General features: G+C 62.1%; 19 protein-coding genes. 7 read left to right on the forward strand and 12 right to left on the reverse strand.

Going from position 1 to position 24,277, the window contains the following annotated elements; translation table 11 throughout:
• Positions 1-7: 7 nt before the first annotated feature.
• Positions 8-751: a hypothetical protein gene (locus H5P28_RS01310; RefSeq protein ID WP_185673900.1), complete on the forward strand. Its 744-nt coding sequence runs from the start codon at positions 8-10 to the stop codon at positions 749-751.
• A 148-nt stretch (positions 752-899) separates the two neighbouring features.
• Here the strand turns inward: H5P28_RS01310 and H5P28_RS01315 are convergent, their stop codons facing one another.
• The 10 genes from H5P28_RS01315 to glnA all read right to left on the reverse strand — a co-directional run bounded on the left by H5P28_RS01315 (position 900) and on the right by glnA (position 14,035).
• Positions 900-1,691, reverse strand: coding sequence for a platelet-activating factor acetylhydrolase IB subunit (locus H5P28_RS01315; protein WP_185673901.1), 792 nt, complete (start codon positions 1,689-1,691; stop codon positions 900-902).
• Between the two features lie 156 nt (positions 1,692-1,847).
• Positions 1,848-3,038 (reverse strand): sialidase family protein, encoded by a 1,191-nt coding sequence (locus H5P28_RS01320; protein ID WP_221773322.1) that lies wholly within the window; start codon positions 3,036-3,038, stop codon positions 1,848-1,850.
• Between the two features lie 272 nt (positions 3,039-3,310).
• A complete protein-coding gene (locus tag H5P28_RS01325) occupies positions 3,311-4,048 on the reverse strand; it encodes a tetratricopeptide repeat protein (RefSeq protein ID WP_185673902.1) in 738 nt (245 codons plus the stop codon).
• Positions 4,045-5,865 carry a BatD family protein gene (locus H5P28_RS01330; protein WP_185673903.1) on the reverse strand — a complete coding sequence of 607 codons (1,821 nt, stop codon included), beginning with the start codon at positions 5,863-5,865 and terminating at the stop codon, positions 4,045-4,047. Before H5P28_RS01330 ends, H5P28_RS01325 begins: the two co-directional genes overlap by 4 nt.
• Positions 5,866-5,869: 4 nt before the next feature.
• On the reverse strand, positions 5,870-8,683 hold the full coding sequence (locus H5P28_RS01335) for a VWA domain-containing protein (protein ID WP_185673904.1): 2,814 nt from the start codon (positions 8,681-8,683) through the stop codon (positions 5,870-5,872).
• Positions 8,680-9,714, reverse strand: a complete 1,035-nt coding sequence (locus H5P28_RS01340) for a VWA domain-containing protein (RefSeq protein WP_185673905.1) — start codon at positions 9,712-9,714, stop codon at positions 8,680-8,682. Before H5P28_RS01340 ends, H5P28_RS01335 begins: the two co-directional genes overlap by 4 nt.
• On the reverse strand, positions 9,711-10,391 hold the full coding sequence (locus H5P28_RS01345) for a hypothetical protein (RefSeq protein ID WP_185673906.1): 681 nt from the start codon (positions 10,389-10,391) through the stop codon (positions 9,711-9,713). Before H5P28_RS01345 ends, H5P28_RS01340 begins: the two co-directional genes overlap by 4 nt.
• Complete coding sequence (locus tag H5P28_RS01350; protein WP_185673907.1) at positions 10,388-11,317, reverse strand: DUF58 domain-containing protein; 930 nt, start codon at positions 11,315-11,317, stop codon at positions 10,388-10,390. Before H5P28_RS01350 ends, H5P28_RS01345 begins: the two co-directional genes overlap by 4 nt.
• Positions 11,318-11,397: 80 nt before the next feature.
• Complete coding sequence (locus tag H5P28_RS01355) at positions 11,398-12,387, reverse strand: AAA family ATPase (protein WP_185673908.1); 990 nt, start codon at positions 12,385-12,387, stop codon at positions 11,398-11,400.
• Positions 12,388-12,625: 238 nt separating this feature from the next.
• Entirely contained in the window at positions 12,626-14,035 is a 1,410-nt protein-coding gene (glnA, locus tag H5P28_RS01360; RefSeq protein WP_185673909.1) for a type I glutamate--ammonia ligase, read from the reverse strand.
• A 297-nt stretch (positions 14,036-14,332) separates the two neighbouring features.
• Between glnA and H5P28_RS01365 the strand changes: the two genes are divergently transcribed.
• The 4 genes from H5P28_RS01365 (at position 14,333) to H5P28_RS01380 (ending at position 19,699) form a co-directional block, all read left to right on the forward strand.
• The gene (locus tag H5P28_RS01365) at positions 14,333-16,288 is read left to right on the forward strand and encodes an O-antigen ligase family protein (RefSeq protein WP_185673910.1); all 1,956 of its coding nucleotides are present in this window, start codon (positions 14,333-14,335) and stop codon (positions 16,286-16,288) included.
• Between the two features lie 5 nt (positions 16,289-16,293).
• Entirely contained in the window at positions 16,294-16,668 is a 375-nt protein-coding gene (locus tag H5P28_RS01370; protein ID WP_185673911.1) for a hypothetical protein, read from the forward strand.
• Between the two features lie 258 nt (positions 16,669-16,926).
• Positions 16,927-19,389 carry an adenylate/guanylate cyclase domain-containing protein gene (locus tag H5P28_RS01375; RefSeq protein WP_185673912.1) on the forward strand — a complete coding sequence of 821 codons (2,463 nt, stop codon included), beginning with the start codon at positions 16,927-16,929 and terminating at the stop codon, positions 19,387-19,389.
• A gap of 31 nt (positions 19,390-19,420) precedes the next feature.
• Entirely contained in the window at positions 19,421-19,699 is a 279-nt protein-coding gene (locus tag H5P28_RS01380) for a GNAT family N-acetyltransferase (protein ID WP_185673913.1), read from the forward strand.
• A 248-nt stretch (positions 19,700-19,947) separates the two neighbouring features.
• Here H5P28_RS01380 and ric read toward each other — a convergent pair whose 3' ends face one another.
• Complete coding sequence (ric, locus tag H5P28_RS01385) at positions 19,948-20,709, reverse strand: iron-sulfur cluster repair di-iron protein (protein WP_185673914.1); 762 nt, start codon at positions 20,707-20,709, stop codon at positions 19,948-19,950.
• A 156-nt stretch (positions 20,710-20,865) separates the two neighbouring features.
• Between ric and H5P28_RS01390 the strand changes: the two genes are divergently transcribed.
• Complete coding sequence (locus H5P28_RS01390; RefSeq protein ID WP_185673915.1) at positions 20,866-21,309, forward strand: Rrf2 family transcriptional regulator; 444 nt, start codon at positions 20,866-20,868, stop codon at positions 21,307-21,309.
• A 151-nt stretch (positions 21,310-21,460) separates the two neighbouring features.
• Positions 21,461-22,009, forward strand: coding sequence for a HugZ family pyridoxamine 5'-phosphate oxidase (locus tag H5P28_RS01395; RefSeq protein ID WP_185673916.1), 549 nt, complete (start codon positions 21,461-21,463; stop codon positions 22,007-22,009).
• Between the two features lie 328 nt (positions 22,010-22,337).
• Here the strand turns inward: H5P28_RS01395 and H5P28_RS01400 are convergent, their stop codons facing one another.
• On the reverse strand, positions 22,338-24,239 hold the full coding sequence (locus tag H5P28_RS01400) for a beta-N-acetylhexosaminidase (protein ID WP_185673917.1): 1,902 nt from the start codon (positions 24,237-24,239) through the stop codon (positions 22,338-22,340).
• Positions 24,240-24,277 lie beyond the last annotated feature (38 nt).

The raw sequence follows: 24,277 nt of genomic DNA on the forward strand, positions 1-24,277 counted from the left end.
TAAGCGCATGAATAATATGTACGCACGATCCAGTGCGATGGATATACGAGTGGTTTTATTCGTGATCGTGTCGCTGGTATTGGCGTGTCTGAGAAGCGCCGCGGAGGCGGAGGAGACACGGGCAGGGGATAAGGTCGCCGAGCTTCCGTACCAGATCCGTTTTGCCTCGTTCGCTCCACTCGGGGCGAACCGCCAATTTCTCCTGACCGGAAGTGAGGATTGGCGGTCAGAGCCGTTCGCCATTCCCAGTAACAGCTTTAGCCGGAAGGTCGGAGTGCCAGCGCGTGAGCTTGCTCTCGGGATGATCGATGACACCGGCTCTCCAGTCCTGATCGGTCACCTGAGCCTGCCGGAGGAAGGAAACCTCTTTCTGGTTTTGCTCCTGCCAGAAGCTTCGGATCGAAATCCATTCCGCCTCGTGGCTATTCGCGCGGATGACCCTTCATTCAAAACTGGAGATGTGCAGTTCTTCAACCTCAGCGATGACGCTGTGGGCGTGAAGCTTCAGGAAAAAAAGGTCCTGCTCAAACCTCGCAGTTTCCAAAAGATTTCCCCTCCTGAGATGGCAGAAGATGTTTTCAGCTATCAGGTGGAGTTTTATACACAGGATGATGAGCGCACCTATCTCTTTGCCTCTACGCAATGGCCGCGACAGAATCGGGTCCGCACCTACCTGTTCACTTTTAAATCACCCGAGACCGGACGCATGAGCTACCGTGCGATTGACGAGTTTCCCTCGTGGATGAAGTAACAGGCTGGGCAGTGTGAATCGTATGATGCTGGCTTCAATAGGTGAGCGCCACCGCCGGCTTTTAAACAAGTCAGCCCGGGGAATTAAAAAAGCGCCGCCGTCATCAGACGGCGGCGCTTTTCGATAAATGAATTCAGCGCGCAGGCTCTTACTGGTTTTCCAGCATGAGGGCGGAGATGCTCGGCTCCATGGCTTCGGCCCAGATCTGGTAACCCTTCTCGCGGGGGTGGAGCAGGTCGGGCATGACTTCACGGGGCAGTACGCCGTTTTCGTCGAGGAAGGCGTCGTTGATGTCGAGGAAGAAGATCATCTTGTCGTCGGCCAGTTGGGAAACCAGTTCGCTGGCTTTGGCATTCTTGGCCCACATCTCATTGTAAGAAGCGCCCTTGGTTTCATCCTTGCGTTGGGCGGCATCTCCACGGGGGAAGATGGCGAGGATGAGCACCTTCGTGTCGGGCAGTTCGGTACGAAGGGTGCAGACGATAGCCTTGATGCCGTCAGCGATTTGTTCGGCGGAGTATTGGTTGCCGCCGGAGTTGTTGGTTCCGATCATGAGGACGGCCAGCTTCGGGTCGATGTTGTCGATTTCACCGTTTTGCAGGCGCCACAGAACGTGCTCGGTGCGGTCACCGCTGAAGCCCATGTTGACAGCGTTGCGCGGGGCGTAGTATTCGTCCCAGGTCGCCTTGCCGGACTTTTCCCAGCCGTGTGTGATCGAGTCCCCGATCATGATCAGGTCCACATCGCCCTCGGCGACACGCTCCAACACGGCCTCGTGCCGGGGCATCCACCAACTGACGTCCGGGCGACCGACGGGAGTGACGGCCGTATGCGAGCCGATCTCCACGGCGCAGGGGTCAGACTGCCCCAGGGAAAGTCCGCTGCCAGCCGACAGCAGAGAGAGAGACAGGATAAACGATTTGAGTAGTTTTCTCTTCATGATGGTTCAGGATAAAGCATCGCAGGCTGCTTCTTGAGCAAGTGCCTTTTCTAGGCAGTTTTGACGTTTTGCCCGCCAGAGCAAGAGGAAGATTCAGACGGACAGCGAATAAAACCGGTAATCTCGGGTACGGGGGCGATTTTACGGGCGACGAACTTAATCTCCAGCGCCAGGTGCTTCGTCGGTACGAAAATTTTCGACCCGGTGAAAGGTCAGGTAGTTGGCGTCGTGGTAGTTGTTGGCGCCGCCCTCGCCATCATCGTAGGCGGTGCGGGAGACTCCGATAATATCGTCACCGTCGAACTGCCAATCCCAATACTGGAAGCCGTGCCAGTACACATCCGGGTGATAGAGTAAGGTCCGGCGCACCGTCCAGTGTTTGAGGTCAGGGGAGGAGATAAGCGCAGCGGTGTTGCGGATCCAGCCCGGATGAAGCGTCTTGAAACGGTCCAGGGGGCGGATGTAGTTCGTGATCGACCAGTAATGCTCGCTCTTGGGGTCGTAGCGAATGGTGAATTTCTTGGCCCCGCCCGGGAAGTCGATGTAGCCGTCCTTGGGGTTAAAACTGGACCATGTACCGTCCGGGGAAACCTCAATGACGGTGGCGATGCCGGTTTGCCGGGCCAGCCGAAGGATATTGAGCATTTTCCCATCGGGGGTTGGGACGGCGTTGCCCTCCAGCCAGCCCATACCCCGCCAGCGGTCCTGGTTGTAGGAAAGGCGATTGGAAGAAGTCCAATTAGCGGCCTGGAGCAGGTCGGCATCTGTCGGGACAGACATCATAAACGCCCGGAATTTCTCGGCCCACTCGCCGTCGTCCTCGACCGATTCCATCGCGTGCCAGAGTCGTTCGTCGTGTTCAGTGACGGGCCCCGGCGCACAGTGGAACTTTCCCCGCAACAATAGTCCCGAGGTTTCGTCAACCGGGTCGGTCCAGCTCTCGCCACCGTCTGCCGAATGCCGGATGACCACGCCTTGAGGGTTGCGGCCCAGGAGGTAGAGCTGGTCCCTGTGGACGAAGAGCACCGACCAGGTCTGAGCGACTTCGGTGAGGTAGGTCCAGGTTTCCCCGCGGTCATCGCTGCGGTAGATGAGAGTCCTCGGCCCCTTGTTGCCGGCCCCGAAAAAATCATGGCTGGCTACATAACGACCGTCCGGCAGTATCGCGATGGACGGGCTGCCAATGTACTTTTCAGACGAGGCGGGGGAATGCACGATGACGACACCGGGCACGTGCTCGCTGGCCGGTTGGCATGATCCGGTGACAAAGAGAACCAGCAGGAGAGCAGCCAGTGGCACGAACCACTTCCAACTGCGCAGGCCAAGGCGGGGGCAGGTATTTTTCATAGGGGAGACAGGTCAGAAAGCCTGCCCGCGTCCATCCCGGCGGTCAAAACAAGAATCCTCGTGCGAGGCTGCGAGTATAGAAAAACGCTCGAATACGGGTTTGAAATAGTTTTGAGACGGAACTGTGTTTCGTCGCAAGAACGGTCAGCTACAAGCCCGGAGGGAATCGGCCTAACTGGCGGTTGCTAAGTTCAGCCTCCAACCATTAACAATCAGCCATTTAACCATTCAATCATGTGGCTGTCATATTTCCTGAACCGACCGAAGGTCTGCTAACGCATGTCCCAGATTTTGCCGAAAACCTTCTGGCTGATCCAGCCCTGATCGCCCGTTGGGGTGACGACGTAGGCGTACTCGCCGTGGATCTGCTTGACGGTGGCGCTGGTGCCAGCGTGCAGAAAGGTCTTGGCCGGGCTGGTCGAGGTGGGGGCGAGCTGGAGCGGCGCATCGTCGGCCAGGACAATGCCCTCCGCGCTCATGAAGTGGTAGCCGGTCAGGCCGGCCACGCCCGCGCCGCCGCCGAGGATGCAGAGGGCAAGCAGCAGGGCGCGCCACGGGCTGCGCCAGCCGTAGAGCGGCGGCAGGATGATGAGAAAGGCCGCGCCCCAGAAGCCCGCGACCGCGAGCCAGGTCCAACAGTTGACCGACGTGCTCTGCGCGTAGGTCTCGTACCAGACGCGTTCCGGCGGGTCCACCTGGGCGGCGTCCTGGGCGAGTTTGAGGTTGGCCTGCGCGTCGGCGTTGTCGGGAGAGAGGACGAGGCAGCGCTGGTATTGGAGAATCGCTTGCCCGTACTGGCCGCTGAGGTAGTAGGCGTTGCCAAGGTTGTAGTAAACGGTGGCCGAAGGGCTTTCCTCCAGCAGTTGCGTGTAGCCATTGATGGCCTGCTCGTACTGGCCGTCGTCGTAAGCCTGGTTGGCGGCGACAAAGCGTTCGTCGAGCGAACCTTCGGCGGCTTGCAGGCCGAGGGTGGAAACCAGCAGGCAAAGGATTAGCAGGGCGCGTTTCATGAGAGTTTCATCAGTTGCGTGGCGAGGGTTTCCAGGCGGGACATTTCGCGGGGCAGGTCGATGTCGGCCCGCTTGAGTCCGCCGAACTTGAGCGCGTCCCCGGCGTGGAGGAAGTCCTGCGTCTGTTTGCGGATGGCCGGATCGACGGAGCGTGCAGTCAGCAGGGCGTCGATCTCGTCGGCCAGCAGGGCCTCGGAGGTCTGGTCAACGAGCCTTCCGACCGCGCACTGGATGACGCGCTGGGCCTCGGCGTAAAAGGCGGCGTGATCGCCCGAGGTGGCGGCTTTGCGGGCGGCGGCCAGACGGGGCTTCAGAAGCTTGCGGGCGCGGACTTCGCGGGCGTAGCGTGGGTCGGTGAGCAAGCGGTTGTGGCGGCGGCGGGTCAGGGCCAGACCGACCAGCACGCCCAGCGGAACGACTTGCGCCCCAAGGAACCACGGCGAGAGAAAAAGCGGGCGCATGGACTGCCCCCAGGCGGTCACGGTGGTCTTGATCGGCAACAGCTCGGGGTGACGCGAAGCGGTGCTTGTAGCGGGCTGATTGGCGGTCGTGGGGGGAGGGATGTTCGGGCGCTGGCCGGGCGGGGGAGGGGTGATCGTGACCGGGCGCGGCGGGAGCTTCAGCTCGACGTATTTTTCGGTGTCGGGATTGAAATAGTTGAACGTCACTTCCGGTGTTTCGGTTACGGACTCGTCGCGCGGGATGATGACGTAGTTGTAGGTCATGCGGCCCTGATAGCGGTAGCGGTCTGTGGGGGCAAAGGTTTCCTCCGGGTTATAGACGCGCCAGCCCTGCGAGTCCGCCGCCACTGGCGGCGAGAAGCGATCGAAGTTACCCGAGCCTTCGATGTTGAAGCTCAGGGTCATGGGTTCGCCGACCTGGGCCTTGGTCGGATCGACCGTGGGCTGGCTGGTGCGGAAAATCCCGACCGCCCCGCTGAAATCTGCCGGTCGCCCTTCTGCGGGCAGGTCGAGCACTTTGAGATCTTCGTCCTGATTGGTATAGAGGGAGACCTTTTGCACGTCGCGCATGCCGATGCGGTTGAAGATGCTCTCAAACGGATCACGCGAACGGCCTCGGTTCTGTTCGGGAGCATAGGCGTAGACATCCTCCTGAAAGACCAGCGGGTAGTCCCCTGCCTTGTACGGGGTAACGACGGCCTGCCACACGACCTCCTGGTAAATCTCGCCGTTGCGCTCGACTTGCCGCTGGGCCGGGTCGGAGAAATCGCTCACCGCGAAGGCGTCGCCGATCTTGACCGGCACCTCGCTGCCCAGGTGGGAGACCTGGATGTCGCGGCGGATGTAGAGCCGGATCTGGACGGGGAGGGACTCGCCGACGTAGATCTTGTCGCGGGGAAGGATAAGCTCCATCTGCATGGACTGCCCGGCGGCGGCGACGGCGGCCTGCGAGCGGGCCAGCACCTTGAGGGTGGCGGCTGGCACGGTATAGCTCTTGCCGTCGAGCGTGATGGGAAAGGCGGGCAGGGTGAACTCGCCCGCCTCGTCCGCGCGGACGCGGAACTGATGCGAGACGCTGACCATCGTCTGGGAGTTGATGATGCTTACGTTCTGGCTCGGCCCGAGGTAGGAAACCTGCAAGCCGGGTATGCCCCGTATCGCGCTGAAGTCGATGTCGAAACCGCGAAACGCCATCACATTGCGCCCGCTTTCCTGCTTCGAGACGGTGAAGCGGTAAATGCCGGTTTCACCCGCGTGCATGATCGAGGGCTCGAACGAACTCTCCACGCGCACATCCTGCGCGGACAGTGCGCCGCACAGGAAGATGCTCAGAAATATGCCAGTAAGAAAGCGCATGGTCCTACCAATCCTTACGTTTGCCCTCGTCGTCCACATTGTATTGGCGTGGGACATACAGGGAGGGCAGTTTTTTATCATCTTTTTTCAAAGCGTCAAGGAGGAGACGGGCCTCCTCGCGGGTCATCACGCCGGGGACACGGCGCACATCCTTTTCCTCGCCGGTGGCCTCGCCTGCGGCGGCAGCGGCGGCGGCTTTTTCATCCCCGCCTTTCTCCCCGGCCTGGGCGGCGGACTGCTCCTGCGCGACCTGCTCGGAAAGCTCCTGAAGCTGCTCCTCGCTCAAGCCGGATTCGCTGGGGCCTTTTTCGTCCTGCGGTTGCTGGCCGGACTCGGAACCCTGCTGGTCCTGGCCGGGCTGTTCCTGCTCGGGGCTTTGGGGCTGCTGCTCGTCCTTGCCTTGCGCGGACTCGTCCTCGCCGGGTTCTTCGCCCTTGTCTTCGTTTTGCTCAGACTGGTCTTCACCGGCTGATTGCTCGTCCGGCTTTTGCGAGTCCTGCTGGTCGGGCTGTTCCTCGTCGCCCGACTGCTGCTGCTCGGCGGACTGGTCCTGCTCAGACTTTTCGTTCTGCTGTTGCTGGTCGTCCTGGCCGGATTGCTGGTCCTGATTTTGGTTCTGGGAATTCTGTTGGTCCTGCTGACCGCTGTTTTGCTGGTTTTGCTGGGACTGATCCTGATTCTGCTGCTGGCTGGAGTCGGAGTTGGACTGCTGGTTGTTCTGCTGGTCCTGTTGTTGCTGATTGTCGTTCTGCTGCTGTTGATCCTGACTCTGCTGCTGGTCGTTTTGTTGCTGGTCCTGATTCTGTTGATCCTGGTTTTGCTGGTCTTGGTTCTGGTCCTGCTGGTCCTGTTCGAGCAGCTTTTTCAACTCTTCGATCATCATGTCGAGGACTTCGGTGTTCTCGGCGTGGCGCTCGGCGGCTTTGGTAAACTCCTCGTTGTGGGCCTGCTGCTGGGTGAGCTTGCGCTCGACAAGCTGGCGGTTATGGCTCGCGTCGGTGCTGTCGGGGGCCAGTTCGAGCGAACTGCGGTACTCGTCCAGCGCCTGCTGCCAGAAGTTAGTGCTGCTCTCACCCGCAGTGGCTGCCAATTGGCTCTGCTCCTGCGCGGCGGTGGTCGCCTGCTTGGCCTGCTCGGCTTGCTGGATGGCCTGCTGGATCTCCTGCTGCGGGACGGCGGACTGCTGGGTTTGCTCGTTGCGGAGGGCGGCGGGCACGCGGTTGGGTTCGGCGCGCTTGAGGATGTCGTTGCCGGTGTCGAGCGCCTGTTGGGTCTGGGCGAAGGCGGTTTCGTTGGCTTGCTGGATCTCGGGGGCTGGCGCGGTGTCGGCCAGCGCGGCCTTGCCGAGCTGGTAGCTGGAGTTGCCCAGGTTGTAGAAAGCGTCGGCCTGGAGCTTGAGATCGAGCGCGGCCAGTGCCTGTTCGTAAGCCTGGCGGGCGGCCTCGTACTGGCCCTGGGCGTAAAGGCTGTTGCCGAGGTTGTAGCGGGTCTCGGTGTCGGTGGGGTTCGCCTCCAGTGCCTGGGCGTAGAGCTGGGCGGCAGCGGCGTAGTTGCCGGACCGATACAGTTTGGCCGGGTTGGCGTTGGGCGGGATGACGACCGGTGGCGGCGTTTCCGCTTCGGGAGTGTCAGGCTCGTCCTGCCCGACGGGAATTTTTTGCCCCGGTGCCGGTTGCGCCGGAATGGGGGCCGGGGCGACCGCCGGGTTTCCGCTCTGCGCCTGCGCGGACGAGGGCAGTATCCACGCCGCCACTACAAAAAACACGGCGAGGGTGGCGGCCTGCTTGAGGCCGGCGAGTTTGCGGGCGCGCTGGCGCAGGAAAAGGCGGCGCGTACCCACGAGTGGCTCCCACGCGAGCAGGAAGATGGCCAGCCCGAGCGGCCACTGGAAACGCTCCAGCCCGATGCGCTGGCGGTGACTGCCGAGATCCTGGTCGGGGATGGACTTGAGCCCGGCCTCGTAAACCTGCTCCAACCCGTAGCCGGATGTGCCCAGCGGCACGTAGAAGCCGCCCGTGGCCTGGGCGATTTCCTTGAGGGTTTCCTCGTCGAGGTGGGTGGTGACGGGCTTGCCGTCGCTGTCGCGCAGGTACTCGACCTGGCCGTTGGCACCGCGGATGGGGATGAGCTCACCCTCGGGCGTGCCGACGCCGACGGTGTAAATGGTCATGCCGTCTTTGGCCAGTTGGCGGGCTTTGTCCACCCCGCTTTGCTCCAGGTCTTCGCCGTCGGTGATGAGCACGACGACTTTGTGGTTGTTGTTCGCGCTGAAAGCATTTTCGGCCTCGGCCAAGGCGCGGGCGATGTCGGTCCCGCCGTGGGAAATGACGTTGGTGTCCACGGCCTTGAGCGACATATCGAAGGCGTCGTAGTCGAGCGTAAGCGGGCACTGCAGGAAGGCGTTCCCGGCGAAGGCAACGAGCCCGACGCGGTCGCCCTGGATTTTTTCCACAAAGTCGAGGATGGCGAACTTGGCGCGTTCGAGGCGGTTGGGGCGGATGTCCTGGGCGAGCATGCTCTTGGAGGAGTCGAGTACGAAGAGCACGTCGATGCCGCGGGCGGGCGTTTCGCGCCAGGTGAAGCCGTACTGCGGGCGGGCCAGCGCGAGCAGGACGAGCGCAACCCCGGCGGCGATGAGCAGGTGCTTGAAGCGGCGGCGGCCCGAGCTGAACGAGCGCAGCAGGCCGCCAAGAAGCCGGTCGGCGGCGAAGGTGCTCAACTGCCGTCGGCGGGCGCGGGCGGAGAGGTGGAAGATAGCCCACAGCACAAGCAGCGCGGCGGGGATGACGTAAAGCCAGACTGGAGTGAGGAAGGTCACGGGATGCGCTTGAAACGGGTGTTGGCCAGCAGTTGCTCCAGCCCGATCAGCCCCAGGGCGAGGCAGGCGGGCCAGAGGAACAACTCCTCGTAGGTGGAGTAGTGCTTGAGCTTGACCTTGGTTTTTTCGAGTTGGTCGATCTCGTCGTAAATTTTCGCCAGCTCATCCTTGTTGGTGGCGTGGTAGAACTTGCCCCCGGTCACGTCGGCCACCTCCTGAAGCATCTTGTCGTCGATCTCGCTGCGCATCAGGTCGTAAACAATGCGCCCGGAGCGGTCGCGCAGGTACTCGCCATTGGCGTTGAGCCGGGGCATGGGTACGTTGCCGATGGAACCGGCGGCGATGGTATAGAACTTGATCCCGAAGGCCTTGGCGGCTTCGGCGGCGGCTACGGGCGGGACTTTGTTCACGTTGTCCTCGCCGTCAGTCAGGAGGATGACGATGCGGCTCTTGGCCTGGAGGTCACGCAGGCGGTTACTGGCCATGCCGATGGCCGGGCCGATGGCGGTGGCGGTCTCGTCGATGCGGCCGATTTTTAAGTTGTCCACCAGCTTGAGCAGCCACTCGTGGTTGAGGGTGAGCGGGCTGACCAGGAACGGCTCCTTGGCGAAGGCGATCATGCCGATGCGGTCGTTGGGGCGCTCCTCGATGAAGTTGGAAATCGTGCGCTTGACGATATCGAGGCGGTTGGCCAGGTCGTCCTGCGTGGCGAAGTCGAGCGCCCGCATCGACCCCGAAACGTCCACTGCCAGGATGATGTCGATGCCGCTGGACTCGATCTCCGAGTGCCCCTTGCCCAACTGCGGGCGGGCGATGGCGACGATGAGCGCGGCCAGCGCCAGCAGGCGCAGGAAAAACAAAAACGCCCCGGCGCGGGTGCGGATCTTGCCGCTGACGGCGCGGGCCAGCGCGACGCTGGAGAAGGTCATGGCCGCGTTGCGCCCCGAGCGCCCGCGCAGGAGGATCAGCACCGGCAGCAGGGCGAGCAGCCAGAGCAGTTCCGGGTTGTGAAACTGGAGCGAGGTACTCATGACTTGGTCGGGGCCGAGGAGCGGATTTTCGGCGGCACGGCGGGTGCGTTGAGCTGGCGCATCGCGCCCTCGACTTCACTCCGCTCGTCAATCGGCGCGTTGTCGGCCTGCTGCTCGCGCTTGTCGGTTTGTTCGATAAAGGTCTGGGCCGTGGCCAGCAGGCGTTCGCGCTCGTCCGGCCCGAAGGCGTGGCGGGCGAACTTGGCCAGGTCGCACAGTTGCAGGAACTGCCCCAGCGACACCAGCGCCTCCGGCGAAAGCCGCGGGCTGCGGTGGGCGGTGTCGAGAAACTCTTCCGTCGTCTGCTCGGGGGCGCGCAGGCCCAGCGCCCGTTCCAGATAGCCGCGCAGGGCGTCGGAGACGGCGAAGGAAAAACGCTTGTCGGCCTGTGGCTGGCCGTCGTCGAGGATCGCGCGGGCCTCGGCTACCTGCTTGAGCGCCAGTTGGCGCGGGGTGAGCGGCCGGGGGCGGTTCAGGCGCTTGACCAACGCGCGTATCAGCAAAACCACTACAACTGCCGCGACCACGGCGGTGGGCACGAGCCAGGGCCAGTTCGCCTCCCAGAAGGTGTCACCGGCCAGGCCGCGAATGTCCATGATGTCGTCCTCCTGGGCATGCAACTGCACGGCGGCCAGCAGTGTGCCTGTCATGAAAATCTGGATACGGGAAAAAATCATCGGCGCTTGCTCCGGTTGGAAAAATACTGCCGCAGGCGGGTGATGTACGGCTCGGTCGTGCTGACGGGGATGACGCCCACACCGGACTGGCGCAGGCCACGCTGGAGCAGGTCCACGCGGCGCTCGTTCTCCCGCTTGTAGAGGGCGCGGAGCTGGCGGCTGGAGGTATCGACCTCGACGACCTGCCCGGTCTCGGCGTCCTCCAGGGTGACGATCCCGATGTCGGGCAGCTCGGCCTCACGCGGGTCAGCCATGACGATGGCGGTGAGGTCGTGGCGCTTGTTGGTCAGCGTGAGGGTGCGGAAAACGGCGTCACCGTGCCGGTCAGCCGGATCGGGGAGGCGACCATCGGGGCCTTGCAGGAAGTCCGTCACGAGAAAGGCCACGGCGCGGCGCTTGAGCATGCGGTTCATGGTGTCGAGCGCGTTGACGATGTCCGTACCCGTGCTCTGCGGCTCGAAGTAAAGAATCTCGCGGATGACGCGCAGGACGTGCTGGCGTCCCTTTTTCGGTAAAACGACGGCCTCGACCTGGTCGGTGAAGAGGATCAGCCCGACCTTGTCGTTGTTGCGCACGGCGGAAAAGGCGAGCACGCTGGCGATCTCGGCGGCGCGCTCACGCTTGGACTCCTCGGCGGAGCCGAAGCCCCCTGAGGCCGAGAGGTCCACCAGAAGCATGATGGTCAGCTCGCGCTCCTCGCGGAATTTCTTGATAAAGGGCCGGTCCATCTTGGCCGTGACGTTCCAGTCGATGGAGCGCACGTCGTCACCGGGGGTGTACTCGCGGACTTCCTCGAAGTCCATCCCCTGGCCCTTGAAAATGCTGTGGTAAGCCCCGGCGAGCGCGTCCGTCACCAAGCGATTGGTGCGGATCTCGACCTGCCGGACTTTTTTGAGGATTTCGCGGGTTCTGTCGGTTGACTGCATGGCGATCAATAGCGGATGAAGGTGCCGGGCCGCAGGGTGCGTTCAGCGCCTTATTGCATCAAAAGCACCCCAATACGGGGTCAGGGAACCGGGACGGTCTCGAAAATCTTCGCGACGATGTCCTCGCTGGTCAGGTCTTCGGCCTCGGCCTCGTAGGTCGGGATGACGCGGTGGCGGAGCACGTCCATGCCGATGGTCTTCACGTCCTGCGGGGTGATGTAGCCGCGCCCTTGCAGGAAGGCCCACGCCTTCGCCGCCAGGGTCAGCGCGATGGTGGCGCGGGGGCTGCCCCCGAACTGCACGAAGTGGTCCATCTGGAGCCCGTGCTGGCTGGGCTTGCGGGTGGCGAAAACGATATCGACGATGTAGTCCTTGACCTTGTCATCGACGTAAATGCCGTCCACCACCTGACGGGCGGCGAGAATGTCGGCGGGGCGGATGACCGGGTTGACCTCCATCTTGGGGGCGGTCGAGGCCATGCGCTCAAGGATGGCGCGCTCCTCCTCGCGGGTCGGGTAACCGACCTTGAGCTTTAACATGAAGCGGTCCACCTGCGCCTCGGGCAGTGGGTAGGTGCCCTCCTGGTCGATCGGGTTTTCCGTGGCCAGCACGAGGAAGGGAGAGGGCAGGGGGTACGTCTCGTCGCCGAGCGTGACCTGGCGCTCCTGCATCGCCTCCAGCAGCGCGGACTGGACCTTGGCCGGGGCGCGGTTGATTTCGTCCGCCAGCACGAGGTTGGCGAAGACCGGGCCCTTGCGGGTGTAGAACTCCGCCGTCTGCGGGTTGTAAATGAGGGTGCCGATGATGTCGGCCGGGAGCAGGTCGGGCGTGAACTGGAGCCGGGAGAAGTCAGCGTCAATGGCACTGGCGAGGGTTCGCACGGACAAAGTCTTGGCCAGGCCGGGGACGCCTTCGAGCAGGACGTGGCCGTTGGCCAGCAGGCCGACCAGAAGGCGCTCTACCAGGTAATCCTGGCCGATGATGACTTTGCTGATTTCCTGGCGAAGGGCCGGCACCCAGGCCGCTGCCTCCTTCACCTTTTCGTTCATTTCGGGGAGTGTCGCAGTCATGGTTCTATTACTGATAACCGATAGGCTTAGAAGACCGTCAAATGCAGGCAAAGTTTCTTTTTTTGAAAGAAAATTTACCCGCCAAAACGGGCCTAATCCGGTGAGAGTACACCGGATATAAAATATTCCCGTCCCCTCGCGCAAATGAATTTTTATACGGGACAGGGGCCTTGCGGACTTTGAGGACGAGGGGGCGGGATGGCGTCTGGACGAATCCCGGTGCGTCCCCAACGTATGCTCACGCGTCGAAGTAGAGCGAGTACTCGTGCGGGTGGGGGCGGAGGCGGATCTCGTTGTACTCGGCCATCTTGAGCTTGATGTAGTTGTTGATGAAGTCCTCGGTGAAGACTTCGCCCTTCAGCAGAAACTCGTGGTCGGCCTTGAGGGCTTCGAGCGCGCCGCGCAGGCTGTCGGGGACGTAGCTGAGCTTGGCGGCCTCCTCGGGCGGGAGGTCGTAGAGGTTTTTGTCCACCGGCGAGCCGGGGTCGATTTTGTTTTCGATGCCGTCGAGTCCGGCCATGAGGAGCGCGGCGAAGGCCAGGTACGGGTTGGCCGAGGGGTCCGGGCAGCGGAATTCGACCCGGGTGGCCTTCGGGCTGGCATTGTACATCGGGATGCGGCAGATGGCCGAGCGGTTACGGGCCGAGTAGGCGAGCGTGACCGGGGCCTCGTAACCGGGGACAAGGCGCTTGTAGGAGTTGTTCGTCGGGTTGCAGAACGCGCACAGCGCGGGGGCGTGCTTGAGCAGCCCACCGATGTACCACAGGCCCATCTGGGAGAGGTTGGCGTAGCCGTCCCCGGCCATCAGCGGCTTGTTTTTCTTCCACAGCGACTGGTGCGTATGCATGCCCGAGCCGTTGTCACCGAAGAGCGGTTTGGGCATGAAAGTGGCGGTCTTGCCCGCGCGGTAGGCGACGTTTTTGACCACGTATTTATAAATGCACATCTGGTCGGCCATCTTCAGCAGCGTGTCGAAGCGCAGGTCGATCTCGCATTGGCCGCCGGTGGCGACTTCGTGGTGCTGGGCCTCGACGGTGAGCCCGAGGTCCTGCATGGTCAGGACCATCTCGTTGCGCAGGTCCATGTGCTTGTCGGCTGGGGGGACGGGCAGGTAGCCCTCCTTGTGGCGGATTTTGTAAGCCTGGTTCGGGAACTCCTCGCGCCCGGTGTTCCAGATGCCCTCGGAGGAATCCACGGCGTAGAAGGACTCGTTGGCACCGCTCTGGTAGCGCACGTCCTCGAAAATGAAAAACTCGGCCTCGGGGCCGAAGTAGGCCGCGTCGGCGAAGCCGGTGGCTTTCAGGTACTCTTCGGCCTTTTTGGCCACGCCCCGGGGGGAGCGGCTGTAGGGCTCGCGGGTGATCGGGTCCTCGATGTCGCAGATGAGCCCGAGGGTGGGCACCTCGACGAAGGGGTCGATGAAGGCCGTGCGCGGGTCGGGCATGACGAGCATGTCGGAGGCCTCAATGCTCTGCCAGCCGCGGATGGACGAGCCGTCGAAGCCGAGGCCATCCTCGAAGAGCTCTTCGTTCAGCGCGGTAAAGGGGATGGCAAAATGCTGCCAGCTCCCGTGGATGTCACAAAATTTCAGGTCGATGATTTTGACGTCCTTGGCTTTGGCCAGGGCGAGAACTTCCTTCGGAGTCATGATCGCGAATGGGTTAAAAGGTTCGGCGAAGGGCTCCTTTGACAGCCAGGGCGGCCCCGTTGTTCGCCACTGGGGGAATCATTCCCGCCAGAGCAAGGGCTTTTCAAGCCTTTTCGCTCCGTTTGGGGCGTACGGTTGGGGGCAGCGTGGCGGATTTCAGGGGCCAGGCGCGGGGGCGGAACCCGGTCGCGCGGCAAGTTTAGGTTTGCCGGTAGGGAATAAAAACCGTTAGAGGATGCCGCTTTTAAAGCCTGACATGGCTTGCTCGCACTTATGCCGCGCCCAAAGAATAGAACTTTGCAGTTCCGGGTCTTCCTGATCGGGGAACTCACGCTTTCCAATCTGCTCGACTGGCTCATCACCCTGACCCTGGGCGGGATATTGTGCTTCAATATCTGGCAATTGGGCGGGGTGCGCGCCGAGACGCAGTTGATGACGGCGTGGATGTGCGGCGGGCTGTTGCTGTTGCATGGCCTGTGGTTCGCGATGAGTGCGCGGGAGGGCGTTTATATGCTCCAGCGCAGCGCCCTTCTGCTGGTGCCCTTTGTGGCCTACGCCCTGGTACAATGGCTGCTGCTTTCCCCTGTGCCGTGGGAGGCTAGGCGGGATTTTATCGTCATTCTGGAGGGATTCATCGTGTTCTGGGTGGCGGTGCACAACCTGCGCAAGCGTGAACAGGTGTGGCTGTTGCTGGCGATCATCTGCTTCTTCGGCGCTCTGATGATCATGCCCGCGTTTAACCAGAGCATGCGGCGTCCGGACTGGTCTCCGGCTATCGTGAACCCGATGGACGGGCGCTCCTACGGGGTGAAGCTATCGGCGGCCTTCGCGGGGAAAGCCGCGGGCAGCATGGGCTCGCCGGCGGCTTTTGCCGGGTTGATGTTGCTGATTATAAGCCCCTTGCTGGTGGGGGCTTTTGGCCGACGCCTGAATCCGCCTGTCCGGTTCTTCTGCTTTTTCCTCGCCTTGTTGGCGATGTACGCGCTGGTCCTGACGCAAAGTCTCCCGGCCATCCTGGCCATGACCTGCGGGCTGCTGATGTGCCCGTTTCTGCTGGCTACGCGCCCGAAGTGGAAGCTGTACTCCTTTCTGTGCGCGCTCCTGGTCCCGGTGGCGGGGATTGGATATCTGTATTTCACCCAGTCCGGATTTAAGGACAGTCTGGTCGGGCTGCTCGACGGGACGGTGAGCGATCCGCGTCCGGTGCTCTGGCTGGTCGGGATTAAGAACTTCCTGGCCGACCCGATCCTGGGCCAGGGGATGAGCGCCTATGCCTGGTTCTTTGAACTGCACCGTCCGGCGGGTTTTAACTACAACCCGCTCTACGCCCACAACGCCTATGTCAACTTTATCAGCGACTTCGGGTTGATCGGGGTGGTGTGCGCGGCTCCGGTCGTGTGGATGGTGGTCCGCTCCTGCCGGGCACTGGCCGCGCAGCCTCAGTTTGTGCTGCTCGAACACCCGAACAAGCGCAAGGTTTCCCCGCATCGGCGGATGTTTCTGACCGCGACCCTGATGGCGCTTTTCGCCTTTGCGGTGCAGCTCTTTTTCGAGTTTAACCTGCGGGTACCGGCTCTGCTGTTCATCGCCGCCATCTACCTGGCGATCATGGTGAAGTGCCAGCCAGCCGATGTTTACAAGTTCAAGGCCGGGCCACTGACCGGCTTGCTCTGCCTCGGCACAGCGCTGGTGGCGACGGTTTTCCTGTTGAGTATTTCCAGCCAGTACCTGCTGGCGCAGGCCTATGGCTTTGAAAGTGAACGTCTGCTGGAAAAAATGGCCGACAACCTGCGCGAACGGCAGACCCCGGACCCGATTCTGGCCGAGGACACGCTGATTATCGCCCGGCGCGCGGTTGAGAGCGACCCCGACAATCCGCGGTTGTTGACGGACCTGGCACGTGCCTTCCTCAGCCAGAGCTACGTCTATCCCTCGCGGCACGCGGAATTCGGAGCCTTAGCCGAAGAGCAGATCCGCCAGGCGCTCGACATCAGCCCCGATTATATGGAGGCCTGGATCGCACTGGGTACGGCCAAGTGGATGCAGGGCGACTATGCCGGGAGCGGAGAGGCTTATCGCCGTGCGACTGAAATCGCTCCCAACAGCCCGGTGGCATGGTATCACCTGTCGGCGTACCTGAATATCGACCCGGACACGCGTGCGCAGGCCCTGGAAGCCATCGAGCGCGTGCTCGAACTGAACCCGGACGACCCGACCGCGCAAAGCATGCGCATGAAAATCCTCATCCCTTGATCGCCATGAAGACTCCCAGCCTTGTCCGTCTGTTTCAAGTGTTCGCTCTCGTGTCGGCCCCGCTCTGCCTGTGGGCCGCCGATAGCGCGCCCGCCGCGCAAGCCGACTCGACCGTCCCGCCTGCGGCTCCCGCGACAACGAGCGCCTCGGTGCCTGCCGCCGCGGAATCTTCCCCCAGCGCCGCCAAGGAGGAAGGGCAAGTCGCCCGGGACAAGGCGATGGGGCCGGATGTCAAGTTGGCCAATCTTTTCCGCTACCAGGCTCCGCCCATGCCGATGGCGGTGTTGCCGCGGGTCACGCCGATTCACGGGCAGGGGCCGAGCATCGTCATTGAGCGGAGCAGAGACGGGAGCATTAAATCGCCCTCCGGTGGCCAGTAAGACTTTTCGGTCACGTTTACTTGTCCCTCTCGCGGCGGCAGCATGTGTCCTATCGCGTTTTATGAAATATTATAGTCACAATGATGGAATGGTTAAATGGCTGATTGTTAATTGTTGGATACTGAACGCGGGAAACAACAATTAACCATTTTAACCATTTAGCCATTCTACCTTTCAGTGACGGTTACGGCTTTGTTTAAACTGCCCTAAAGAGGGTTGCCACCGTGTCGGTGAGAAACGATTAATAAATATCCCCTTATGGCATCCGCCCGCGCCAGTAATTTCAAACTCTTCCTGGTCATGGCCCCGGTCGCGCTCCTGTGGCTGGCGCTGAGCGAATGGGAGCCGTTGCAGCCGGTTTTCAAGCCTCTGGAGAATCTCGCTATGGACTGGCGCTTCCAGATTCGGGGGGAGCGGGAGGTTCCCGAGGCCCGGCTCGTCTATGCCAATGTCGATGCCGCCACCTCCGATTATTGGGGGGAGCGCCCCTTCCCGCGTGGTGAATACGCCCGCCTGGCCCGTGTGCTCTTCGAGTACGGTGAGGCCCGCGCCGTGGGCTTCGACTTTGTGCTCTCGCCGCAGGCGCACTCGGTCATGGTGCCGAGGGAGACCATCATCGAGCAGGACAAGTTGATGGCCCTGCTGACCCGTCTGCACCCCGAGACCGTGTACGCCGCCTTTTACAGTGGCTCGTTGCTGCCGCTCACGATTGAGGACCGCAAGAAGGACCGCAGCGTTGAATACGTGGAAGAAAAGCCCCGGAATTTCCCCTATCTGCGCGAGAATCCCGAGGCCGGGACCGAGGACACATTTCCGGAAATGCCGGCTTACCCCATCGTGCCGGGGCTGGGCGAGGGGCGTGTCGGCCTGATCGACATGGACCAGATACGCAATGCCGGGCCTGTGCAGCGCTGGATTCCGCTCTTTTCCCGCTCGCGGGGGCCGTACGAGACGCTGAACCACGTTGATGGCATTTACGCCAGCCTCGGGATCGATAAAAACGAGGCCCGCGAATTCGTCGATGAACTCGACGGGAAGGTCTTCGTTTTCGACCGGGACTACAACCAGCTCGGCGTTTTCCCGACCCGGACCGAGCGGACTTTTTACACCCTTTCACTGGAGCTGGCCCTGATCGAACTCGGGCTGGAGCGCGACGCGATCAGCATCGACGAGGATTCGCTCCAGGTCACGGATGCCGAAGGCGAGGTCTTGATTGATGCCCCGCTGACCGACGGCCAGGTCGTCGAGACGAACTGGTTCTCCCGCTGGGATAACCGCGAACTGAACCCCGCCGCCAGCGCCCGCAAAATCTACGAGCAGGCCTACAACCTCGAAGAATCCGGCGACGAGCAGCTCGAACGCGAGGCGCGGGAGTTTTTCAAAATGTTTAAGGACGCTGTTGTGCTGATCGGGCCGACGGACCCGCTCCTGCAGGATCTCGCGCCCACGCCCTTTGACTCGAATCCCGTGCCCAAGGTCAGCGTCCACGGGAACCTCTACAAAACGCTCATGAGCGGGCAGTACATCACGCGGCTGCCCCGCTGGGCGGACGTCGTTATCCTGTGCGCGCTGACAGCGCTCGTCGCCTGGCTGGGGACGTACTCGGGCCGATCCAGCCTGTGGGCGAAGCTGGCCAGCTTCGCCGTCCTGGTGCTGTACGTCGGTGGCGTTTTCTGGGCTTTTAGCCAGTTCGGGCTGGTGGTTCCGTTGGTGGCGCCGGTGGCCTGCGCCGTCACCACGACGACGGCGGGAGCAATTTACCGCCTGTTGGTGGAGGAGAAGCAGAAGGGCCGGATCAAGGGGATGTTCGGCACCTATCTCTCGCCGCAGCTCGTCGAGCGCATGGTCGAGTCCGGCGAGGAGCCGCAGCTTGGCGGCGTGGATGAGACGATTACCGCCTTTTTCAGTGACATTCAGAGCTTTTCCAGTTTTTCCGAGCTCCTGGAGCCACACCAGCTCGTCGAGCTGATGAACGAGTACCTCACGGCCATGACGGACATCGTGCAGGAAGAGGGTGGTACCCTCGACAAGTACATCGGCGACGCCATGGTGGCCATGTTCAACGCCCCCATCCACATCGAGCACCACGCCTACAAGGCCTGCCGCGCCGCTGCCCGCATCCAGCAGCGTCAGGCCATCCTGTGCCGCAAGTGGGCCGGGGAGGGCGATAAGTGGCCGCCCATCGTGCCCCAGATGCGCACCCGCATCGGGCTGAACACCGGACACGCCACGGTTGGCAACATGGGCTCGGAGACGCGCTTCAACTACACCATGATGGGCGACACGGTCAACCTGGCCGCCCGCTGCGAAAGCGGGGCCAAGTCCGCCGGAGCCTTTACCCTCGTGACCGAGCAGACTCGCCGCGAAGCCCTCGCCGTGCGCGACGACCTGCTATTCCGGTTCGTGGACAAGTGGCAGGTCAAGGGCCGCGCCCAGCCGGTCGATATGTACGAGCTGGTGGGCTTTCGCGAGGAGCTTTCGCCCGAGGTCGTCGAAGCGGTGGGGATTTACGAAGCCGCCCTGCAACGCTACTTCGCCTGCGATTGGGACGGCGCACGGGCGGACTTTGAAAAGGCAGCCCAGGGGGAACAATTCCAGCCGGGCCGCGATCCGGGAGTCTTTCTCAATCCGAGCCTGGCCATGATCGCCCGCTGCGCCCAGATGAAGGCCAATCCGCCCCCGGCTGGCTGGGACGGCGTTTACGTCATGAAGACCAAGTAGCTGTTCTAAATCGAAATCCCCGATTTTTCTGATGAAAGAAAACACTGAAAACGCGCCCGTCGAAGTCGTCCACCAGCCGCAACAGAACCGGTTCGTCACGGCGGACGGGGGCTTGTTGACCTACGAGATCGACGGCGAAGGGCGTTTCGTCGTGCAGCACACCGGCGTGCCTGTGGAATTGAGGGGGCAGGGGATTGCCGCCCGACTGGCGGAGGCCGCGCTGGTCTTTGCTGAAGGCAAGGGTTATCCAGTCGTCCCCCAGTGCGAGTACGTGGCGGTGTACATGAAGCGTCGCAGCCCTAAAGCCTAAGTCGTGTCTTCAAATGATCTCACGTCGTCCACTTGGTCGGATTTTGGCCCGTTTTTCGTTTCCTCGGTTCGACAATTCTTGAATTGCCTCACCTCGAAAGCCGAAAAACGGCCTCAAAACCACCCTGCGCGGACTCGCTCCGTAATTTGAAGACACGACCTAGTCGGTGTCCCGTTGTCGAAATTCTTGCGCTTAATGTTGGGGGCTCTGTGCCCCCAGGTTTCGCAACTGTCAGGGGGTAGAGGCCTTTATGGACGCGTAGGGGAACTTGTTCCCCTGTATGCTGCTCCAGCCGGAGTGGCAGCCAGTTGGGCTTCGCGCCGGAGGGCTTTGGGGAAGAGGACGTTGTTCTCTTTGTGGACGTGCTGGTGCATGTTGCGCTCCAGTTCGGCCAGCGCGTCGTAGAGGGCGCGAAAGGTGTTGCAGGCCCACTCCGGGGGCGTGTAGTCGTCGGTCAGCGAGCGGAACTGCGCGAGGGCGTTGCCTGCGCTGTCGTGCTCGCTTTCCATCTGGGAGATGGGGTTGGCGAGTGAACCGCAGTGGAACTGCGGGGCCGTGTCGGTGCTTTCGATCTCACGGATCATGGGGAAGAGGACCTGCTCCTCCTTCAGCATGTGCGAGCTGAGCTCCTGCTCGAAAGCTATAAACACCTCGCGGATCGTGCGCAGGCGCGGCTCGGTGTCCCCGTGGACGGCGGCCACTTTGCGCGTCATGAAGTCGAGGCGGGGCAACTCCTCGCGCAGGTAGGCGTGGTGGGTCGCCTCGATATGGTCGGCCAGCGTGGAGAGGCTCATGGCATCGGCATCGACGAGGCGCTCATCCGCCCGGTCGGAGGCCTCAAGCTCGCGCAGGATCAGTGCCAGGTCGAGCTTGCGCTCGGCGCAGGCCTCGGCCAGCGGGCGTTTGCCGCCGCAGCAGTAGTCGATGCGGTGCTGTTCAAAGACACGCGAGCGGGCGGGACGCTCCCGCACGAGTTCGCCGACGGTGGTCTGGGCATTGGGTTGGGTCATGGAGTCTGATCGTTGGTGGTTAAGTCTGTGTAACGCGAGGTAGGCCAGTTCTATGGGGCCTGATTTTTTAAAAAATAAGTATTAAAGCATTGAAGCTTTCTTTACTTATATGTGGACTTGAGATACAGTCTCGTCAATAAGTTTTCCTCAAACACTATGAAATTACTCTCCGATGCTTCCGAATACGCCCTGCGGGCCGTCGTCTGGCTGGCTCAGCGGCCGCGGGAGACATTTAAGCTGCGTGAGATCGCCGATGGCACCCGGGCGGCTCCCGGGTACCTGATCAAGGCCCTGCAAAGCTTGACCAGGGCCGGCGTACTCTCGGCCCAGCGGGGGAGTAACGGCGGGTTTATGCTGATTCGCGACCCGAAGGGCATTTCCGTGCTGGAGGTGGTTAACGCGGTCGATCCCCTCCAGCGGATTCACACCTGCCCGCTGGGGCTGGCCTCTCACGGGACTTGCCTGTGTCCGATGCACAAGCGCATCGATGACGCCGTGGCCACGATTGAGGCGAGCTTCGGAGCCTCGACCATCAACGACCTGCTGGAGGAAAAAAGCCCGTCGCGCCCGCTCTGCGATGCGCTCACCCATCAGGAGTGAAGGGCAGGCATCGCGCTGGCGACCGGTCGCACGCTGCCCCCGGTCAACCCGCCAGCAAGGCAGCTGCCACCGCACTTTTGCCCCGGCACCACCGGTAAAAACAATCTCTCAACACCAATCCTACTGAATCAACCAACGTATCGATTAATATATGACACAAGCCACGACATCCCCTTCCTCTGCGGCCAACGACCTGGGCAAAATCCAGGACCAGTACGAGCAACTGCTCGGGGCGTTCCAGAGCTTGCAGCTCGCCACCGTGGACGCCGAGGGCGTGCCGACCGCCAGCTACTCGCCCGCCGTGCTCGACGACGAGCGCAATTTCTACATCTACGTGAGTGAGATTGCCAACCACACGGGCAACCTCCTGGCCAACGGTAAGGTCTCCTTTATGGTGATCGAGGACGAAGCCACCTCGGGCCAGATTTTCGCCCGCAAGCGTATCTCCTTCAAGGCCGAGGCCACCGAAGTCGAACGCGGAAGCGAGTCCTGGGAAGCCATCCTTGGGCGCTTCGAGGAAAAATTCGGCCGCGTGGTCGAGCACTTGAAGGGCATGACCGATTTCCACCTCTTCCGCCTGGCTCCGCAGGACGGTCGCCTGGTGCTCGGTTTCGGGCGGGCGTACTCCATTTCGGCGGACCTTTCTCAGGTTGAGCACCTGAAGGGCCTCGATGGCGACGGCCATCGCCAGGGCAATTAAGCCGAAGCTCAAGCTGATATGGCAGGGCCGGGAATGTGTTCCCGGCTTTTTTGTGCCCGACTAACAGAGGGTGGCGGGTGGCGTGTTTTTCCGCAGGAAACGGTTTCGTGGTGAGCGACTTGTCCGGTGAGGTGGAATTCCCATGTTTACTCTCATCGGCCGCTTTTACGCTGGCATCGTACAGACAATCCCTTGCAGCTCTAAGCCCTATAATACTTTGAATATGAAGTATATAAGAATGGACAACGCATTCTCCAGCGCCGCGAAGGCAGGGCCTTGGTTTGTATGACGTATGGCCGAACTGTAGTGACTCCTGCGTGCCCGGACATCAGGCGATCGTGCTCGGCGTCGCCGTCTGCCGGTGGGTGAGGGTGACGGTGTTGGTCTGCTCCGGCGGCCACAGTTGTTGCGGCGCGCACTCCAGTTCGTCGATTTTTACCGACGGGTCCTGAAGGTGAAGGGCCAGCTTGCGCTTGAGGGTATGGAGGCGGGAGAGCAGCCCGGCGTAGCGGCGCTCAAGCACCTCCCATCCGAAGCTGCGGTAGTTCTCGTGCCAGAGGGATTCGTGAACGTCGCGCAACTGCCCGACCGAGTCGCTCAACTGCCCCAGCAGCGAATCGTGGACGCGGCGCAGTGTGGGTAAATCGTTGCTCTGGTAAGCCGGGCGCAGGGTCAGGTGGAGCTCGCACTTGGCGTGCAGGAGTGAGGCCACCCGGCGGGGAAAGTCCAGTCGCCGGTCCTCGTGGCGGTTGGCGGGAGCCTGGCTGAGTGCCTCGGCAGTGCGCTTGAAATGGGCGGCGTATTCGTGGCGTATCTGGTGTTCGAGAAAGCCCAGCAGCGGGTCGTGCCAGAAGATCCACTTGTCGGCGTTGGCCTCGTAGTCGGCGGGGCTGTCCGCCGGGACGAGGGCGGGAGCGCTGGCTGCGAACCAGGAGTCAAACGTGCCGTCCACGCTCCCGGCGAAGTTCGAGGCGTGCGTGCAGGCGGTATCCTCCGGGGATTGGCCGTAGGCGAGGTCTCCGAATATCTGCACGGCGGGCAGGGCCGAGAAAATGTCGCACTCCATACCGTCGTCGCCCCACATGGTAACGACGGCCTCGTCGAGCTTCTCGCGGCGGGCGGCGGCCATCCCGGCGTTCAGTGTGTCGCGGGAGTGGGGGAGCTGGGCCCAGAAGCGGTTCCAGGTCCAGATGCCCGCCGCGAAGAGCGGTTTTTTGCCCAACTGTCGGTGACGGTCGATCCACTCGTCGTAAAACTCGCTCTGCGTGTGGTAGTAGTCCCAATAGACAAGCTCAACGCCCTCGGGAATCTGCGCGCTGATGGCGGGGTCGATACGGGAGTCGCGGTCGTAGTAATTGTTGGTCCTCGAGCCGAGCCGGAAAAACATGTCGCTCCAGATCATGGGATGCAGGCCGTGGCGCTCGCAGGTGGCGACGGTTTTGCTCAGATGCTCGCAGAGGATTTCAAAGGGCGGGCGCAGGCCGTTCTTGAGCCGGTACAGGCCGGAGCCGATACCGTGCGCCTCGTCCATGCCGATGTGGATGCGTTTGCTGCGGAAGGGGGTCGAGGCTGCGACGATCATTTTTTCGACAAACGCGTCGGTCTCGTCATCCCCGGCCAGCAGGACGCCGTCGGTATCTTTCAGGTGCCGGTAGGTAGGCCACTGGAGCACCTGCTCAAGGTGACCGAGCGTCTGGATGCACGGGATGACCTCCATCCCGAAGGCGGCGGCGTAGTTATCAATACTTTTCAACTCCTCCTGGCTGTAGCCGCCCCGAAAATAGCCGAAAACCGGTTCGCCGGGGATCTCGTAAGTGTCCTCGGTGTAGAGCATCACCTCGTTGATCCCGATCAACGCGAAGTGCCGGATGAGCTTCTTGACCGTATCCAGGCGCAGGACGCCGTTGCGGGAGACATCGAGCATCGCCCCGAGCTGACGAAAACTGCTCTTCTGATCCAGCGAAACTGGCGGTAGCCCGGACTCCAACTGCCCCATCAAAATACCCAGCGCCCGGAAAGCCGCCGCCGGTTGCGAGTAGTAAATCCGGGCCGTCTGGCCCGGCCCGGCCTCAAACAGAAATCCGGGCCGTTCCGCCGGACAGGGGACGAACTCGATTTCCCAGCCTAGCGCGTTGTCGCGGAAGCGGTGCGGAAAAGCGCGTGTGATCTCATCGAGTGCGACTGACAACTCCGCCGGAGTGCGACGAAAAATTTTGAGCGTGCGGGGCATAAGAATGGAGAAAGTGACCTGTGTGCCGAATGCGTCTG

Source organism: Ruficoccus amylovorans, assembly GCF_014230085.1.
Lineage (GTDB): Bacteria > Verrucomicrobiota > Verrucomicrobiia > Opitutales > Cerasicoccaceae > Ruficoccus > Ruficoccus amylovorans.